Here is a 17791-nt window from a genome sequence, read left to right as displayed (position 1 = left end):
CGGCTCTGGAGGGTGCGCCTCCAGGGCCGTCCTTTACGGCGGGGCCGAGCCCCCATAGGGGCGCGGGGAACTGCGCGGCCGGCCACGACGACGGCGGCGGGGCGTCACCGGCCGTGAGAGGCAGGCAGTTCGGTCTGTGCCGGACCACCGGCCGGTGGAGGGCTGGGCGCGCCCACCGGCGCCGGCCGCGGATCGGAGGCAGCCCCGCGCCCCCGTAAGGCGCCGACTTACGCAAGGTCAGGCTGGGTGAGTTCGTCGTAGACGCTGAGGACCTGGGCCACCGTGTCGTCCTCGGTGGGCCAGGTGGCGGCCTGGGCGCGGCCGGCGATGGACAGGGCGGCGCGGCGGTCGGGGTCGGCGAGGAGGGTGGTGACCGCGGTCGCCAGGGCGGCCGGGTCGCCGTAGGGGATCAGGACCGCCGCGTCGCCGACGAGTTCGCGCATGCCGCCGACGTCGGTCGCGACGAGCGGCACACCGGCGTGCAGCGCCTCCTGGGCGATCAGCGCGCGGGCCTCCCAGCGGCTGGGCAGCACCACGAGGTCGGCCGCGGCCAGCAGCTCGGGTACGTCGTCGCGGCTGCCGAGCAGCAGGACGGGGAGCCGACCGGCCTCGATACGGCGTTCCAGCGCGGCCCGCCGGCCGCCCTCGCCCGCGACGGCCACCAGGGGTGCGGGGTCCAGGTCCGCCCACAGTTCGGCGGCGTCGAGCAGCAGGTCGTAGCCCTGCCGCGGTTCCAGCCTGCCGACGGCGAGCAGCAGCGGGCGGTCGACGGCGCCGTGATCGGCCCGGGTCTTCTGCCGGTACCGCTCGCCCTCCTCGGGCGGCCTGGGCGGCCGGCCCGGCGGGCGCGGCACGGCGGCAGGCGCGAGGCGTACGTCCTTGCCGCCCAGGCCCCTCGCCCGGTCGACCAGCTCCGACGACACCCCGAGCACGACGGTGGCGCCGCGAACCGCACGCCGCTCCAGCCAGCGCAGCAGCAGGCCGCGGCCGCCCGCCACGGGGGCACCGCCGTGCCAGGTGACGACCAGCGGGACGCGGCGGCGGCCGCCGAGCGCGACGGCGGCCAGGAAGCCGGCCCACAGGCCGTGCGCGTGCACGACGCTCGCGCCGGTGAAGGCGGCACGCAGCGCGCCGACCACCGGGGCGTCGGCCGCCGTGGCGCGGCGGCGGCCCAGGTCGACCGTCACGTAGCGGGCGCCGGTCGTGCCGAAGGCGTAGTCCGCCTCGGCGGCGACCGGGCCGCAGACGGTCACCTCGACGCCCCGCGCCACGAGGCCGCCGACCAGGGAGCTGACATGCGCTCCCGCCGTCGTGCCCAGCACGTGCACGGCGTGCAGCTGCCCTGCGAAGGGGTCGGAGGTGCTGCTCACGCGGGGTACTGCTCCTGACTCGGGCCTGTTCTGCGGCGGGTGCGGCCTGTCAAGGATGCCAGGCCGCACAAGGGGCGGGTCGGCCGCGGACCCGGTCCCACCGGCTCACCCGTGTCCCGGATCACCCATACGGGTGTGCCACCCGGCCCCAGGAGTCAACGTGCCGTACTCCGGGGGCCTTCCACAACCGCTCGTCGGTGGAGATACGGTCGCCCGCCGCCGTCATGGCGACCAGCGCCGCCGCGTGCAGGAACAGGCCGGTCCTGCCGTTGGCCACGGCGAGGGCGGCGCCCAGCGCGGCGCCGAGCGCGTGGGCGCCGGCGTCGCCGAGCATCGTGCGCTCGCTCACGTCGTCGCGCAGCACCGCGGCCGCGGCGCCGACGGGCGCGGCGGCCAGCAGGGCGGCGGGGCCGCGGCGCAGCAGTCCGGGGGCGCCGACCGCGATCACCGCCTTGGCCGCGCGGCCGGGCCGCACGTCCAGGAGGTTCACCGCGTGGGCGGTGCCGGCGATGACCACGCCGGTCAGCACCTGGTCGGCCGGGTGCGCCTTGAGCAGTACGCCCGCGGTCAGCCCGGCGGCGCCGATGCCCAGCAGTTTCACCGCGCCGGAGGTGAGACGGCGCTCACGCAGCGCCCTGAGGTGCGCGCCGAAGCCTCTTTCCGCCGGGGAGCCGTGCTGGTCGTCGTACGCCCCGCAGGCGCCGGCCGCCAGTGCCGCGCCGACCGCGGCGACGCGCGTACGCCACGCCACGCCCCGAGCCGCGGCCACCGCGGTGGCCGCACCCGCGGCCGCGGCGAGGCCGCCGTACAGCTCGACCCCGCGCCCGGCGTAGTTCGTCCGCCGCCACAGCCGCGCCTCGACCGGCGGCCGCCGCCGCAACACCCCGTACGCGACCCGGGTCGCCCCCGCCGCGGCCACCCCCACCGACACCCGCCCACTCTCCACTTTTCCCACCTGCCCACCCCTCCCCACCTCCAACCACCCGTCCCTCCCCCTGCCGCAGGGGGTAGCCACCTCAGGGGCGCGGGGCTGCGGCTGGCGCCGCCTGGGCGCGCTCAACCCTCCACCGGCCGGTGGTCCCGACCGAAGCGAGATGGGGGTACCCCCAGGGAAAGCTCTGGGGGAGGACCGAACAGCCCCTCACGGCCGGTGACGACCCGCCGCCCATCGCGGGCCGGCCACGCCGTTCCCCGCGCCCCCGAACGGGCGCCGCCCACCGCAGAGGGCAACCACCCAGGGGCGCGGGGCTGCGGGCGCCGCGTGGGCGCGCTCAGCCACCCACCCGCCGGTGGTCCGTGCGCGGGCGCAGCGGGCCCCGCGGGGCGGACGCGGAAAAGCCCCAGGGCTATTGGCTGGTCCGGGCCGTCGCCAGGAGTTCTTCCGCGTGGGCACGCGCCAGCTCGGAATCTTCCTGGCCCGCGAGCATGCGGGACAGCTCGCGGATGCGGGCCTCGCCCTCCAGGACGGTGACGCCGCTGCGGGTGACGGAGCCGTCGTTCGTCTTCTCGACCAGGAGTTGGCGGTCGGCGAAGGCCGCGACCTGGGGGAGGTGGGTGACGACCACGACCTGGGCGGTGCGTGCGAGGCGCGCGAGGCGGCGGCCGACCTCGACCGCGGCCTTGCCGCCGACCCCCGCGTCGACCTCGTCGAAGAGATAGGTGGGGACGGGGTCGGACCCGGCGAAGACGACCTCGACGGCGAGCATCACCCGGGACAGCTCACCGCCGGAGGCGCCCTTGGCGATGGGCCGGGCGGGGCTGCCCGGGTGCGGGGCGAGCAGCAGCTCGACCTCGTCCGCGCCGGCCGGGCCGTATGCGACGGCCCGGCCGCCGATCTCGATGCCGGACCCGGCGTCCGCCTCGGGGACCTCGGTCTGCCGGATGGCGACGGTGACCCGGGCGTGCGGCATGGCCAGTTCGGCCAGCTCGGCCGTGACGGCGGTGGCGAAGCGCTCGGCGGCCTCGGTGCGGAGGTCGGTGAGGTGCTGGCCCAGGGCGCTGAGTTCGGCCCGCAGCGCGTCCCGCTCCGCGGTGAGTTCGGCGACGCGGTCGTCGTCGCCCTCCAGCTCGGCGATCCTGGCGGCGCCCTGCCCGGCCCAGGCGAGGACCGCGTCGATGTCGGTGCCGTACTTGCGTACGAGGTGGGCGAGTACGGCCCTGCGCTCCTCGACCGCGGCGAGCCGCAGCGGGTCGGCGTCCAGGTTGTCGGCATAGCCGGCGAGTTCGCCGGCCACGTCGCCGAGCAGGATGCCGATCTCGCCGAGCCGGCCGGCGAGCGCGGCCAGGTCGGGGTCGTGCGCGGCGACCGAGTCGAGGGCGCGCTGGGCGCCGGCGACCAGGGTGCCGGCCTCGACGCCCTCGGGGTCCTCGGGATTTCCGGCCAGCGCGGCATGTGCGATGGTCGCGGCGGAGGCGAGCGCTTCCGCGTGCCCGAGCCGCTCCGCCTCGGCGGCCAGTTCGGTGTCCTCCCCCGGCAGCGGTTCGGCCGCGGAGACCTCCTCGACGCCGAAGCGCAGCAGGTCGGCCTCCTGGGCGCGCTCCCTGGCCCGGGTGGTGAGTTCGGTCAGCTCGGTGGCGATCTCGCGCAGCCTGCGGTAGGCGGCGCCGTATTTCTCCAGTGCGGCGACGACGCTGTGCCCGGCGTAGCGGTCCAGTGCCTCGCGCTGCCTGGCGGGCCGCAGCAGGCCCTGCTGGTCGGTCTGGCCGTGCACGGCGACCAGGTCGTCGGCGAGTTCGCCGAGCAGCCCGACCGGGACCGTACGCCCGCCCAGGTGCGCCCGGGAGCGCCCTTCCGCGGACACCGTACGGCTGATGAGCAGCACGCCGTCCTCCAGCTCGGCGCCCGCCTCCTGGGCGCGGATCGCGGCGCGGGTGTCCGCGGCCATCGCTATCCGGCCCTCGACGACCGCCGAGCCGGCGCCGATCCGCACCAGGGCGGGGTCGGCCCGGCCGCCGAGCAGCAGGCCGAGGCTGGTCACGACCATGGTCTTGCCCGCGCCGGTCTCACCGGTCACCGCCGTGAAGCCGGGTGACAGCTCCACCACGGCGTCCTCGATGACTCCCAGCGACCTGATCCGCATTTCCTCCAACACGGATACGACCATACGAGGTTTCCCGCCCCCCGCGCGACGCCCGCCGCCCGGCAATGACCTTTCCCTCAGCGGCGGGTCACGCGGGGGCGCCGCGCCAGCCGGCCACCGGGAGGGCGAACTTCGCCACCAGGCGGTCGGTGAAGGAGGCGTGGTGCAGCCGGGCCAGCCGGACGGGGACGGCGCCGCGCCGCACCTCGACCCTGGCTCCCGCGGGCAGTTCGACGGTGCGGCGGCCGTCGCACCACAGCACCCCGTTGGGCGTCTCGGGCTGCACCTCGACGGCCAGAACCGAGCGGGGCGAGGTCACCAGCGGCTTGGCGAACAGCGCGTGCGCGCTGATCGGGACCATCAGCAGCGCCTCGACCTCGGGCCAGACGACGGGTCCGCCGGCGGAGAAGGCGTAGGCGGTGGAGCCGGTCGGGGTCGCGCAGACCACGCCGTCGCCGCCGAAGCGGGAGACCGGGCGGCCGTCGACCTCGGTGACGACTTCGAGCACCCGCTCCCTGGACGCCTTCTCGACGGAGGCCTCGTTGAGCGCCCAGTCGGTGTGCACGATCCGGCCGTCGTTGCGTACGAGCACGTCGAGCGTCATCCGCTCCTCGACCTCGTATTCGCGGGTGACGACCCGGTCGACGACCTTGTCGAGGTCGTCGCGCTCGGCTTCGGCGAGGAAGCCGACCCGCCCGAGGTTGACGCCGAGCAGCGGCACTCCGGAGGCGCGGGCGAACTCGGCGCCGCGCAGCAGCGTCCCGTCGCCGCCGAGCACGATGATCAGCTCGCAGCCCTCGACGGCCCCGGGCCCGGCTTCCGCGACCTGCTCCACCTCCGGGGGCAGCGGGATGTCGACGGCCTCGTCGGCGAGCAGCCGCACTCCGATCCCGCAGCGCAGCAGGCCCTGTACGACCCGCTCGGCACTGCGGACCGCGGCGGCCCTGCCGGTGTGGGTCAGCAGGAAGACGGTACGGTCAAGCACGTCGCTCTTGATGGTCACCGGTTCGGCCCCTCCGCCACAGCACGGTCGACATCGGCCGGGTCCAGTGCGGGCGCACCGGCGCGCAGCCACAGAAAATATTCCACGTTCCCCGAAGGGCCGGGCAGCGGGCTCGCGGTCACCCCGAGCACCCCCAGGCCCAGCTCCGCCGCCTGTCCGGCGACCTTCGTCACGCATTCGGCCCGCAGTTGCGCGCTGCGGACCACCCCTCCGCTGCCGAGCCGCTCCCTGCCCACCTCGAACTGCGGTTTGACCATCAGGACCAGGTCCGCGTCCGGCGCGGCGCAGCGCACCAGGGCGGGCAGCACCAGGCCGAGCGGGATGAACGACAGGTCGCCGACGACCAGGCCGACGGGCTCGCCGTCGATGTGGTCGAGCGTCAGCTCCCGTACGTTCGTCCGGTCCTTGACCACGACCCGCGGGTCGCTCTGCAGCGACCAGGCGAGCTGGCCGTAGCCGACGTCGACGGCGACCACCTGGGCGGCGCCCGCCCGCAGCAGCACATCGGTGAAGCCGCCGGTGGAGGCGCCCGCGTCCAGCGCCCTGCGGCCGTCCACGACCAGCCCGCGGGGCTGGAAGGCGGCCAGCGCGCCGGCCAGCTTGTGGCCGCCGCGCGAGACGTAGTCGGGGGTGTCCCCGCCCTCGGCCACCACCACGGCGGCCGAGGTCTCCACCTGCGTCGCGGGCTTGGTGGCGGTCGCGCCGCCCACGGTGACCCGCCCCGCGGAGATCAACTGGCTCGCGTGCTCACGGGAGCGCGCGAGCTTCCGGCGCACCAGCTCGGCGTCGAGTCGGCGTCGTGCCACTGCCACGTACGGTTCAGCTCCTGTTCTCGTCCAGCGCGGCGAGCGCGTCGCGCAGCCCGCGGTGCACATCCTCGTACACCTCGATATGGGACTGCGTCGGCAGGTCGCCGGCGTCGGCGAGGCGGTCTATCGCCGCGTCGACGTCAGCATTCCCCGTCTGCGCGACCGTCACCCCCAGCGGCTCCGGGCGCGCGGGCGCATCCAGGGGGTGCGCGGGCGCGGAGATCCCACCGTACGCGCCCGCTTCCGCGGAGGTCTCACTCATTTCCGGTCACGTCCGGGGACGCGGTCTTCTTCGCGGCGGTGGTCTTCTTCGCCGCCGGCGACTTCTTGGCGGCGGTGGTCTTCTTCGTGGCGGCGGTCTTCTTGGCGGCGGTGGTCTTCTTCGCCGCGGGCGCCTTCTTCGCGGTGCCGGCCGGCGCGGCGGCCTTCTTCGCGGTGCCGTTCGCCGCGGCGGTCTTCTTGGCCGCGCCGTTCGCCGCGGTGCCGTTCGCGGCAGCCGTGCCGCTCGCCGGGGTCGCCTTCTTCGCCGCGCCCGCGGGGGCGCTCGCGGCCGCCGGGGCGGGGTCGGCGGCGACCTTCTTCGCCGTGCCGGCCGTGGTGGTCCTGGTGGGGTTGGCGGTCGGCTTCCGGGTCGTGGTGGCGGTCTTGGCCGCGGTCTTCTTGGCCGTGGTCTTCTTCGTCGCGGTCGTCTTGTGGGCGGCGGCCGACTTGGTGGTGGTGGCCTTCTTCGCCGCCGCGGTCTTGCGGGCGGCGGGCGCGGCCTTCTTCGCGGCAGGAGGCGCGGACTTCTTCGCCGGCGGTGCCGTCTTCCTGGCGGCCGGCGCCTTCTTGGCGGCGGCCTTGCGCGCCGGGGCCGGCTCGTCGTCGACCCGCACGTGCTGGACCGGCGGCGCGGGCTCGGACGACGCCTTGGGCGCCGGGGCGTCCGCGCCCTCCTCGGTGCCGGTCGACTCCAGGTTGCGGATCCGGCGTTCGAGCGTCTCCAGGACGACGCCGACCTTCGTGACCTCGTCGGCGAGCCGGCCGACCCGGCTCATCGCCTTGTCGACCTCCTCGCGGATCAGCCCGAGCAGCAGGTCGCGGTTGGCCCGTCCGGTGGCCATCAGCTCGTCGGCGAGGGTCTGCACCTCCGCCGGGATGGCGGATCCGATCTTCCGCTGGACGGACTCGACGTCGATACCGGTCTGGTCCAGCATTTCCCTGGCCGTGTCGACCGTACGGCGGCGGGTGGCCTCGGTCAGGCCGCCCGCGATCTGCAGACAGGTACGCAGCGCGTCCCGCATCGCTCTCACTCCTCGACTCGCCGTTGACACATCGTTCAGCCGGCGGCCCTTGCGCGAACCACCGTGGTCATGACGCTACCGCCTTCCGCCGCCACGGCCCGTCGACACTGCGCTGCGGTACCGTCGTCCGGACGTACCGTCCGACCGGGAGACGACTCGCCGATGGCCACCATCGAGGAGTGCCGCACCGCACTCGACCAACTCGCGCGGAATATGGCGGGGGCGGGCAGCGACACGCGTGCCGCCACCGCCCTGGACCGCTCGTTGAGCTGCCGCATCACCGATCTGGACGTCACCTTCGCGGGGCGGCTGGCCGGCGGCACGATCACCGATGTGGTCGCCGTGCCCGGCGCCCCGGACGACAAGGCGCAGATCCGGCTGGCGATGTCGGGCGACGACCTGGTGGCGATGGTCGGTGGCGAGTTGGCCTTCGCCAAGGCGTGGGGCAGCGGGCGTGTCAGGGTGCACGCGTCGCTGCGGGACGTGCTGCGGCTGCGCTCGCTGCTCTGACGCGGGCCGCCGCGCGTGGCGTGCGGCGGGCACGGCCGGGGGCGTTGGGCCCTCCGGGCCCTCGGCGCGGTCGGGCCGGTTCCGGCCTGCCGCCGTCGGCGCCGACGGATGCGGCCCTGCCCGGCGACCGCGTACGGCTTCCCGTGCGGTCGGTGACGGTGGGTCGACTCGCCGACTTCTCCACCGAACGGCCTTCCCGTGAGCGTCCGCCTGACCACCCGAAATGCCGACACGTCGACCGGACGGCCGCGCCTGCGAGCCGATCCGGTCACCCTCGGACACGCCCGGCCGAGCAACACGTGAAGCCGCGTGTCGACATACCCGGCCGCTCCGTCACCGTCGCCGCCGGACCCGGCGTGTGCGGCAAGTCGACATCTCCGCGCGCGTGGCGGCCCGTACGACGAGTGGCGAAGCAGATAAGTTAGGTTAGCCTAACCTTGCCAACCCCCTCCGAGCAGAGCGGCCATCCTCCATGAACTCCTCCCGTTCCCGCACCACGCCCGGAAAGTTCCGCCGTGGCGTGCTCGCCGCCGGCAAATACGAGGCCGACACCGGCGCGAAGGAGGTGAGCTGACGTCATGGCCGCGCCCGCCTACGACTTCTTCCGCGCCCATGTGCTGCGCACCTGCCGGCTCTCCCCCGGCCTGCTGCGGGTCGTGCTCGGCGGCCCCGGCCTCGACGCGGTCGCCACCGGCGGCAGGGACCAGCGGCTCAAGCTCTTCCTGCCGCAGGACGGGCAGTACGAGGCGGTCCTGCCCGACGTCCTCGACAACGACTGGTATCCGCGCTGGCGCGCGCTCGACCCCGCCGTACGCGGCATCATGCGGACGTACACGGTCCGCGACGTGCGGCGCTTCCCGGCCGAGGTCGACATCGACTTCGCCCTGCACGGCGATCTCGGGCCCGCCTCCCGGTGGGCGGGCCGCGCCGCGCCCGGCGACCGGCTCACCGTCCTCGCGCCCGTCGTGCCCGACAACGGCGGCGTCGACTTCCAGCCGCCGGCCGGCACGGACTGGGTCCTGCTGTGCGCCGACGAGACGGCGGTGCCGGCCGTCGCCGGGATCCTGGAGTGGCTGCCGGCCGGCACGGTGGTCAAGGCGTGGATCTCCGTCGGCGATCCGGCGGACCGCATCGAGCTGCCCACGAAATGCGAGGCCGAGGTCAACTGGCTGACCCGGCCCTCGTCCCTTCCCGCGGCTGTCGCCGCGGCCGCCCTTCCGACGGGTACGCCCTACGCCTGGGTCGCGGGCGAGGCCGCCACCGTCCGCGACCTGCGCCGGCACCTCGTCGGCGCCCGCGCCTTCCCCCGGTCCGCCGTGGCCTTCGCCGGCTACTGGCGCCGGGGCGCCCCGGAGGACGCCCTCCTTCCGGCGACCTGACCCCTCCCCCGGCCGCCCCGGGACGCGCCTGCCCCTCGCGGTGGCCGCGCTTCCTCCCGCCGTCGTGGCCGGCCGGGCCGCAGGTCGGTCGGAAGCCTGAGGGCTGTCCCGCTAATCCGCGGTGGACCAGCGCGCGGCGTCAGATGCGGTACGTCGCAAGGCGAAGGGTCGCCCTCATACCGGGTCGTGTTCGGGCGAGCCCGACAACGCGGCGAGGTGCCGTAGCTGTCGTCGCGCGCCCGCCGGGGATTACTGGACAGCCCTCAGGCGGGCCAGGGACTTGCCGGGGTCGAGGTCGGAGGACGAGGCGGACCAGGCGGCACTGCAGAGGGCGCGGAGGCCGTCGATCGGGTCGCCGGAACCGGTGAGGTCGAGGGACGCGGTGACGGTCCAGCCGCCGCAGCGCGCCTGGGAGCCGTCCCAGGAGACGGGCGGGTGGGAGATGAGCAGCCCGCGGAGGTCGGCGGCGACATACGTCGGCCGATGCTCCGGCGTGGCCGCGACGAGGGCGGCCGGAGTGGTGACCCCGGTGAGGACCAGCAGCGAGTCCACGCCGGAGGCGTTGGCCCCCTCGATGTCCGTGTCGAGCCGGTCCCCGATGACGAGCGGGCGCTCGGCCCCGGTCCTGATCACCGTCTCGCGGTGCATCGGCGGCAGCGGCTTGCCCGCCACCCGCGGCGTGCCGCCGGTCGCGATCCGCACCACCTCGACGGCCGCGCCGTTCCCGGGCGCGACACCGCGGGCCGTCGGGATGGTCAGGTCGGTGTTGGAGGCGAACCACGGCACCCCGGCGTTGACCGCGTGGGCCATCTCGGCGAGCTGCGACCAGCGCAGGTCGGGCCCGTAGCCCTGTACGGCCGCCGCGGGCGCGTCGTCGGCGGACTCGACGGGCTGCAGGCCGCGTTCGCGCAGCGCCGCGAAGAGGCCTTCGCCGCCGACCGCGAGGACCTTGGACCCGACGGGCACGTGGTCGGCGATGAGCCGGGCGACGGCCTGCGCCGAGGTGATGACCTCGTCGGCGTCGGCCGGCACGCCGAGCCGGCTGAGGTGTTCCGCGACGGCCTGCGGCGTGCGGGCGGCGTTGTTGGTGACGTAGGCGAGCCGCATCCCCGCGGAGCGCGCCTCGGCCAGCGAGTCGACCGCGTGCGCGATGGCGTCGCCGCCCGCGTACACGACACCGTCGAGGTCCAGCAGCGCCGTGTCGTACGCGGTGTCCAGCGGCTTCTCGCTGCCGCTCGGACTGGTCCGGTGGGTCATGGGCGGGCTCGCTCCTCGTGAGTCGTCGTCTCCTCGATCATCCCCCATCCGCACGGCCGGACGTACCATGCGCTGATGAGCATCCCCGGTCCACACCCCGGACCCGACGGCGAGCACGGCCTGCGGCTCACCCCATTCCGCGGCCTCCGTTACGTCGCCGCACGTGTCGGCAGCCTCGCCGCGGTCACCTCACCGCCGTACGACGTGGTCGTACGGCCCGACGGACAGCGCCATCTGGAGACGGCCGACCCCCACAACGTCGTCCGCCTCATCCTCCCCGACGCCGAGACGCCGGACGCCCGGCACGGCAAGGCCGCCCGCACCCTCGCCGAATGGCGGGACGAGGGCGTGCTCGCCGCCGACCCCGACCCGGCGATCTACGTCTACGAACAGCGCGACGGCGACCACCTGCAACGCGGCGTCATCGGCGCCCTGCGGCTCACCCCGCCCGAGGACGGTGTCGTCCTGCCGCACGAGGACGTGATGCCGGGCCCGGTCGCCGACCGCGCCGCCCTGATGCGCTCCACCGGCGCCAACCTCGAACCGCTGCTGCTCGCCTACCGCGACGGCGACGCGACCGCCGCCCTGGTCGAGCGCACCGCGGAAACCCGCGAGCCGCTGCTCGGCACGACGACCGAGGACGGCGTGCACCACCGCCTGTGGTCGCTGACCGACCCGGCGGAGATCGCCGCGATCGGCGCCGACCTGGCCGGCCGCCAGGCCCTCATCGCCGACGGCCACCACCGCTGGGCCACCTACCGCAGGCTCCAGGCCGAACACCCGCCGGGCACACCGTGGGACCACGGCCTCGTCCTGCTGGTCGACACGGCCCGCCACCCGCTGCGGGTCCGCGCCATCCACCGCGTCCTGCAACACCTGCCGCTGGACCGAGCCCTCGACACCGCCCGCCCGTACTTCCGGGTCAGCGAACTGCCCGGCCACACCCTCGACAAGGCCCTCGCCGTGCTGGCCGACGCGGCGGAGGCCGGCAACGCCTTCGTCCTCGCCGGCGACGGCGGCTTCCACCTCCTCGACCGCCCCGACCCCGGCCCGCTCGACCGCTGGGTCCCCGCCGACCGCCCGCCGCAGTGGCGCCGCCTGGACGCCACCGTCCTGCACACCCTGCTGCTCGACCACGTCTGGCAGATCCCGGACTCCCCCGACCTCCCCGACGAGATCCGCTACATCCACACCGCGGACGCCGCCGTCGAACAGGCTCGACGGCACGCGGGCACGGCGGTGCTGATGCACCCGGTGCACGAGCACGTCGTGCTCGAACTTGCCCGGCAGGGCGTGATGATGCCGCGCAAGTCGACGTCCTTCGGGCCGAAGCCGGCCGGCGGTCTGGTCATACGGAGCCTGGACCTGGGCTGAAAGGGCCGACACGCAAAAAGGAGGGAGGCACCCGCGGTGTGCGGGTGCCTCCCTCCTTTCGTGCGCGTCCGGACGCCCTACGGGACTAGTCCTTGTCGCCCGGCGCGGGCTCGCGGAAGGGCGAGTCCAGGAAGGAAGCCGGGTCGGCCTCGTCGGTCAGGTCGGCGTCCTTGTCGACGTCGGCCTTGTCGGCTTCTTCGACGTCCTCGACGTCCTCGACGTCCTCGACGTCTTCGGCTTCCTCGGCCTCGTCGACCTCGTCGACCGGGTCCTCGTCGGCGTCGTCCGGCTCATCCGTGTCGGCGGCGTCGTCGGCGGCCGTGTTCACGTCGGCCTCGTCCGCCACGTCCACGTCGTCGGCGTCGTCCGCGTCGTCGAACGCGTCCACGAATTCCACGCCGTCGAGCTGCGCGAGGCGGTCCGACGCGTCGGTGGTGCCGTTCTGGTCGGCCTCCAGCGCCTTCGCGAACCACTCGCGCGCCTCGGACTCCCGGTCCACGGCCAGCAGCGCGTCGGCGTAGGCGTACCGCAGCCGCGCGGTCCACGGGTGCACGGCGTTGGACGCCAGCTCCGAACTCTGCAGCGTCACCACCGCGGCCTCGGCCTGGCCCATGTCCTGTCGGGCACCGGCGGCCACCAGGCGCATCTCGACCTGGCCCGCCTTGTCGAGCTTGTGCACCTCGGGCGCACCCGCCATCTCCAGCGCGCGCTCGGGACGGCCGAGGCCGCGCTCGCAGTCCGCCATGACCGGCCACAGGTCGACCGTGCCGGTCATCCGCCGGGTCGCCCGGAATTCGGCCAGCGCCTCGGCATAGCGCTCGCTGGCGTACGAGGCGAAGCCCGCCGCCTCCCGTACGGCCGCGACACGCGAGGCCAGCCGCAGCGCGATGCGCGAGTACGCGTACGCCTGCTCCGGCTCCTCGTCCAGCAGCCGGGCCACCATGACCAGGTTGCGCGCCACGTCGTCGGCGAGCGTCTTGGGCAGGCTCATCAGTTCCTGGCGCACGCTCGGGTCGATCTCGTGCCCGGTGACCTCGTCGGGAATGGGCAGCCGGCGGATCGGCTCCCGCTCCTCGCGCCGGTCGTCCCTGCCGCCACCGCGGTTCTCGAACCGGCCGCGGCCTTCGACGGCGGGCCGCCGGCCCTGACCACGGTCGTCGCGGGGCCGGTCGTCGTCGCGACGCGGGCCGCGCGGACGGTCGTCCCGGGGCCGGTCGTAGCTCGGGCGGTCCTCACGCGGGCGGTCGTAGCGGGGCCTGTCGTCACGCGGGCGGTCGTCACGGCGGAAGCCGCCGCGGTCGTCCTCGCGACGCGGCCCACGAGGGCGGTCGTCACGGGGACGGTCGTAGCGAGGCCTGTCGTCACGGGACGGACGGTCATCGCGGGGCCGGTCATAACGCGGACGGTCATCGCGGGGGCCGTCGAAGCGCGGGCGGTCGTCCCGCGGCCTGTCGTAGCTCGGGCGGTCCTCACGGGGACGGTCGTAGCGGGGCCTGTCGTCACGCGGACGATCGTCACGGGGACGGTCGTAGCGGGGGCGGTCATCGCGCGGGCCGTTGAAACGCGGGCGGTCGCCGCCTGGACGGTCGTCACGGGGACCGTTGAAACGGGGACGGTCGCCACCGGGACGGTCGTCACGACGGAAACCGCCGCCACCACCGCCAGGGCGATCGCCCTCGCGACGCGGACCACGGGGACGGTCATCACGACGGTCGTCGTAGCGCGGACGGTCGCCGCCCGGACGGTCATCACGACGGTCGTCGTAGCGCGGACGGTCGCCGCCCGGACGGTCATCGCGGGGGCGGTCGTAGCGGGGGCGGTCATCGCGCGGGCCGTTGAAACGCGGGCGGTCGCCGCCCGGACGGTCGTCACGGGGACCGTTGAAACGGGGACGGTCGCCACCGGGACGGTCGTCACGACGGAAACCGCCGCCACCACCGCCGGGACGGTCGCCCTCGCGACGCGGACCACGGGGACGGTCATCACGGGGGCCGTTGAAGCGCGGGCGGTCACCACCGGGGCGGTCATCGCGCGGGCCGTTGAAACGCGGGCGGTCGCCGCCCGGACGGTCGTCACGGGGACCGTTGAAACGGGGACGGTCGCCACCGGGGCGGTCGTCACGACGGAAACCGCCGCCACCACCGCCGGCCGGACGGTCGTAGCGCGGGCGGTCGTTGCCGCGGAAGCCGCCGCCACTGCCACCACTGCCACCGGGGCGGTCGCCTTCGCGACGCGGGCCGCGCGGGCGGTCGTCACGCCGGTCGTCACGAGGACGGTCGTCACGTCGGTCATCGCGGCGGAAGCCGCCGCCACTGGGACGGTCGCCGTCCCGTCGCGGGCCACCACTGCGGTAACCCCCGCGGTCGCCACCGCCGTTAGGGCGCGAGTCCCGGCGTTCGGGACGCTCGGGCCGGTCTTCAGGCGAGTTGGACATCGACGTGACTCCTCGAATCGTGCTGCTGTAGTACAAGTCTCCCGTAACCACGGGGAAGTCGCGCTCTGTGAGCGCGTGCAAAAAAAGACCCCTGGTCTTGGCGCTGAGGCCAGGACCAGGGGTCTGGAAAGATTGTTCGGCGGTGTCCTACTCTCCCACAGGGTCCCCCCTGCAGTACCATCGGCGCTGAAAGGCTTAGCTTCCGGGTTCGGAATGTGACCGGGCGTTTCCCTAACGCTATGACCACCGAAACGCTATCGGGTCGGCCTCACCGCGCCGGTGAGACCTCGACAGAGTCCAAGCGAACAAGCACACTTTTCAGTTAAGTGTTGAGCTGATTCACCGGTGCGACTGTTCGCAACCCGGGAACCAAACAGTGGACGCGAGCAAATGAGGACAAGCCCTCGGCCTATTAGTACCGGTCAGCTCCACCCCTTACAGGGCTTCCACATCCGGCCTATCAACCCAGTCGTCTACTGGGAGCCTTACCCCATCAAGTGGGTGGGAGCCCTCATCTCGAAGCAGGCTTCCCGCTTAGATGCTTTCAGCGGTTATCCCTCCCGAACGTAGCCAACCAGCCATGCCCTTGGCAGGACAACTGGCACACCAGAGGTTCGTCCGTCCCGGTCCTCTCGTACTAGGGACAGCCCTTCTCAAGACTCCTACGCGCGCAGCGGATAGGGACCGAACTGTCTCACGACGTTCTAAACCCAGCTCGCGTACCGCTTTAATGGGCGAACAGCCCAACCCTTGGGACCGACTCCAGCCCCAGGATGCGACGAGCCGACATCGAGGTGCCAAACCATCCCGTCGATATGGACTCTTGGGGAAGATCAGCCTGTTATCCCCGGGGTACCTTTTATCCGTTGAGCGACGGCGCTTCCACAAGCCACCGCCGGATCACTAGTCCCTACTTTCGTACCTGCTCGACCCGTCAGTCTCACAGTCAAGCTCCCTTGTGCACTTACACTCAACACCTGATTGCCAACCAGGCTGAGGGAACCTTTGGGCGCCTCCGTTACCCTTTAGGAGGCAACCGCCCCAGTTAAACTACCCACCAGACACTGTCCCTGATCCGGATCACGGACCGAGGTTAGACATCCAGCACGACCAGAGTGGTATTTCAACGACGACTCACCACCGGCTGGCGCCGATGTTTCACAGTCTCCCACCTATCCTACACAAGCCGAACCGAACACCAATATCAAGCTATAGTAAAGGTCCCGGGGTCTTTCCGTCCTGCTGCGCGAAACGAGCATCTTTACTCGTAGTGCAATTTCACCGGGCCTATGGTTGAGACAGTCGAGAAGTCGTTACGCCATTCGTGCAGGTCGGAACTTACCCGACAAGGAATTTCGCTACCTTAGGATGGTTATAGTTACCACCGCCGTTTACTGGCGCTTAAGTTCTCAGCTTCGCCACACCGAAATGTGACTAACCGGTCCCCTTAACGTTCCAGCACCGGGCAGGCGTCAGTCCGTATACATCGCCTTACGGCTTCGCACGGACCTGTGTTTTTAGTAAACAGTCGCTTCTCGCTGGTCTCTGCGGCCACACCCAGCTCACCGAGTAAATCGGATCACCAGACATGGCCCCCCTTCTCCCGAAGTTACGGGGGCATTTTGCCGAGTTCCTTAACCATAGTTCACCCGAACGCCTCGGTATTCTCTACCTGACCACCTGAGTCGGTTTAGGGTACGGGCCGCCGTAAAACTCGCTAGAGGCTTTTCTCGACAGCATAGGATCATCCACTTCACCACAATCGGCTCGGCATCAGGTCTCAGACTATGTGCCATCCGGATTTACCTGGATGACGTCCTACACCCTTACCCCGGGACAACCACCGCCCGGGCTGGACTACCTTCCTGCGTCACCCCATCACTTACCTACTACCCCCTAGGGTCAGCGGCTCCACCACTCCCCCTCACTCCGAAGAGATCAGGGGCGGCTTCACGGCCTTAGCATCAAAGGATTCAGCATTGGGCGCTTTACAGCGGGTACCGGAATATCAACCGGTTGTCCATCGACTACGCCTGTCGGCCTCGCCTTAGGTCCCGACTTACCCTGGGCAGATCAGCTTGACCCAGGAACCCTTAGTCAATCGGCGCAAGAGTTTCCCACTCTTGTATCGCTACTCATGCCTGCATTCTCACTCGTGAACCGTCCACCACTGCCTTACGGCGCGGCTTCACCCGGCACACGACGCTCCCCTACCCATCACAGCGGGCGTTGGCCCTCATGCTGCAATGACACGACTTCGGCGGTACGCTTGAGCCCCGCTACATTGTCGGCGCGGAATCACTTGACCAGTGAGCTATTACGCACTCTTTCAAGGGTGGCTGCTTCTAAGCCAACCTCCTGGTTGTCTCTGCGACTCCACATCCTTTCCCACTTAGCGTACGCTTAGGGGCCTTAGTCGATGCTCTGGGCTGTTTCCCTCTCGACCATGGAGCTTATCCCCCACAGTCTCACTGCCGCGCTCTCACTTACCGGCATTCGGAGTTTGGCTAAGGTCAGTAACCCGGCAGGGCCCATCGCCTATCCAGTGCTCTACCTCCGGCAAGAAACACACGACGCTGCACCTAAATGCATTTCGGGGAGAACCAGCTATCACGGAGTTTGATTGGCCTTTCACCCCTAACCACAGGTCATCCCCCAGGTTTTCAACCCTGGTGGGTTCGGTCCTCCACGACCTCTTACAGCCGCTTCAACCTGCCCATGGCTAGATCACTCCGCTTCGGGTCTTGAGCGTGCTACTCAACCGCCCTATTCGGACTCGCTTTCGCTACGGCTACCCCACACGGGTTAACCTCGCAACACACCGCAAACTCGCAGGCTCATTCTTCAAAAGGCACGCAGTCACGAGACGCCGAGCAGGCTCGACATCCGACGCTCCCACGGCTTGTAGGCACACGGTTTCAGGTACTATTTCACTCCGCTCCCGCGGTACTTTTCACCATTCCCTCACGGTACTATCCGCTATCGGTCACCAGGGAATATTTAGGCTTAACGGGTGGTCCCGCCAGATTCACACAGGATTTCTCGGGCCCTGTGCTACTTGGGTGATCTCCAAGAGAGCCGCTCATGTTTCAGCTACGGGGGTCTTACCCTCTACGCCGGACCTTTCGCATGTCCTTCGCCTACACAAACGGTTTATAACTCTCCGACCGGCCGGCAGACCGATCAAGGAAATTCCCACGACCCCGTATACGCAACCCCTGCCGGGTATCACACGCATACGGTTTAGCCTCATCCGGTTTCGCTCGCCACTACTCCCGGAATCACGGTTGTT

At 71.8% G+C, this 17791-nt stretch carries 13 protein-coding genes and 2 rRNA genes (1 of these 15 only partly in view); 3 read left to right on the top strand and 12 right to left on the bottom strand.

Features of this window, described 5'->3' with window-relative positions:
• Positions 1-227 precede the first annotated feature (227 nt).
• The 7 genes from OG900_31545 to OG900_31515 all read right to left on the bottom strand — a co-directional run bounded on the left by OG900_31545 (position 228) and on the right by OG900_31515 (position 7545).
• Positions 228-1370 (bottom strand): glycosyltransferase family 4 protein, encoded by a 1143-nt coding sequence (locus tag OG900_31545; GenBank protein ID WUH94220.1) that lies wholly within the window; start codon positions 1368-1370, stop codon positions 228-230.
• Positions 1371-1491: 121 nt separating this feature from the next.
• Positions 1492-2316: a hypothetical protein gene (locus tag OG900_31540; protein ID WUH94219.1), complete on the bottom strand. Its 825-nt coding sequence runs from the start codon at positions 2314-2316 to the stop codon at positions 1492-1494.
• A gap of 400 nt (positions 2317-2716) precedes the next feature.
• The gene (recN, locus tag OG900_31535; GenBank protein WUH94218.1) at positions 2717-4474 is read right to left on the bottom strand and encodes a DNA repair protein RecN; all 1758 of its coding nucleotides are present in this window, start codon (positions 4472-4474) and stop codon (positions 2717-2719) included.
• A gap of 64 nt (positions 4475-4538) precedes the next feature.
• Positions 4539-5453, bottom strand: a complete 915-nt coding sequence (locus OG900_31530) for an NAD kinase (protein WUH94217.1) — start codon at positions 5451-5453, stop codon at positions 4539-4541.
• The gene (locus OG900_31525) at positions 5450-6259 is read right to left on the bottom strand and encodes a TlyA family RNA methyltransferase (protein ID WUH95998.1); all 810 of its coding nucleotides are present in this window, start codon (positions 6257-6259) and stop codon (positions 5450-5452) included. Before OG900_31525 ends, OG900_31530 begins: the two co-directional genes overlap by 4 nt.
• Positions 6260-6272: 13 nt before the next feature.
• Positions 6273-6524, bottom strand: a complete 252-nt coding sequence (locus tag OG900_31520) for a hypothetical protein (protein ID WUH94216.1) — start codon at positions 6522-6524, stop codon at positions 6273-6275.
• On the bottom strand, positions 6517-7545 hold the full coding sequence (locus tag OG900_31515; GenBank protein ID WUH94215.1) for a histone: 1029 nt from the start codon (positions 7543-7545) through the stop codon (positions 6517-6519). Before OG900_31515 ends, OG900_31520 begins: the two co-directional genes overlap by 8 nt.
• A 162-nt stretch (positions 7546-7707) precedes the next feature.
• On the opposite strand from OG900_31515, the gene OG900_31510 reads away from it, so the two are divergent.
• Positions 7708-8055: a sterol-binding protein gene (locus OG900_31510; GenBank protein WUH94214.1), complete on the top strand. Its 348-nt coding sequence runs from the start codon at positions 7708-7710 to the stop codon at positions 8053-8055.
• A gap of 578 nt (positions 8056-8633) precedes the next feature.
• The gene (locus OG900_31505; GenBank protein WUH94213.1) at positions 8634-9434 is read left to right on the top strand and encodes a siderophore-interacting protein; all 801 of its coding nucleotides are present in this window, start codon (positions 8634-8636) and stop codon (positions 9432-9434) included.
• A 249-nt stretch (positions 9435-9683) separates the two neighbouring features.
• On the opposite strand, the gene OG900_31500 is transcribed toward OG900_31505, so the two are convergent.
• The gene (locus OG900_31500) at positions 9684-10691 is read right to left on the bottom strand and encodes an HAD-IIA family hydrolase (protein WUH94212.1); all 1008 of its coding nucleotides are present in this window, start codon (positions 10689-10691) and stop codon (positions 9684-9686) included.
• A 75-nt stretch (positions 10692-10766) separates the two neighbouring features.
• Between OG900_31500 and OG900_31495 the strand changes: the two genes are divergently transcribed.
• Positions 10767-12065 carry a DUF1015 domain-containing protein gene (locus tag OG900_31495; GenBank protein ID WUH94211.1) on the top strand — a complete coding sequence of 433 codons (1299 nt, stop codon included), beginning with the start codon at positions 10767-10769 and terminating at the stop codon, positions 12063-12065.
• Between the two features lie 85 nt (positions 12066-12150).
• Here the strand turns inward: OG900_31495 and OG900_31490 are convergent, their stop codons facing one another.
• From OG900_31490 to OG900_31475, 4 genes are all read right to left on the bottom strand, one after another.
• The gene (locus OG900_31490; GenBank protein ID WUH94210.1) at positions 12151-13071 is read right to left on the bottom strand and encodes a hypothetical protein; all 921 of its coding nucleotides are present in this window, start codon (positions 13069-13071) and stop codon (positions 12151-12153) included.
• Positions 13056-14435: a hypothetical protein gene (locus tag OG900_31485; GenBank protein ID WUH94209.1), complete on the bottom strand. Its 1380-nt coding sequence runs from the start codon at positions 14433-14435 to the stop codon at positions 13056-13058. Before OG900_31485 ends, OG900_31490 begins: the two co-directional genes overlap by 16 nt.
• A gap of 198 nt (positions 14436-14633) precedes the next feature.
• A 5S ribosomal RNA gene (gene rrf / locus OG900_31480) occupies positions 14634-14750 on the bottom strand.
• A 141-nt stretch (positions 14751-14891) separates the two neighbouring features.
• Positions 14892-17791, bottom strand: a 23S ribosomal RNA gene (locus OG900_31475); it runs 225 nt beyond the window's last position.

Origin of the sequence: Streptomyces sp. NBC_00433, from assembly GCA_036015235.1 — a bacterium.
GTDB lineage: Bacteria > Actinomycetota > Actinomycetes > Streptomycetales > Streptomycetaceae > Actinacidiphila.
Note: the sequence above shows the minus strand (reverse complement) of the source record. Positions and strands in the feature narration are given on the sequence as shown.

Excerpts from the sequence above, each read along its gene's own strand:
- recN (WUH94218.1), bottom strand. The coding sequence starts at position 4,474 with ATGGTCGTATCCGTGTTGGAGGAAATGCGGATCAGGTCGCTGGGAGTC.
- OG900_31520 (WUH94216.1), bottom strand. The coding sequence starts at position 6,524 with ATGAGTGAGACCTCCGCGGAAGCGGGCGCGTACGGTGGGATCTCCGCG.
- OG900_31495 (WUH94211.1), top strand. The coding sequence starts at position 10,767 with ATGAGCATCCCCGGTCCACACCCCGGACCCGACGGCGAGCACGGCCTG.
- OG900_31510 (WUH94214.1), top strand. The coding sequence starts at position 7,708 with ATGGCCACCATCGAGGAGTGCCGCACCGCACTCGACCAACTCGCGCGG.
- OG900_31500 (WUH94212.1), bottom strand. The coding sequence starts at position 10,691 with ATGACCCACCGGACCAGTCCGAGCGGCAGCGAGAAGCCGCTGGACACC.
- OG900_31515 (WUH94215.1), bottom strand. The coding sequence starts at position 7,545 with ATGCGGGACGCGCTGCGTACCTGTCTGCAGATCGCGGGCGGCCTGACC.
- OG900_31505 (WUH94213.1), top strand. The coding sequence starts at position 8,634 with ATGGCCGCGCCCGCCTACGACTTCTTCCGCGCCCATGTGCTGCGCACC.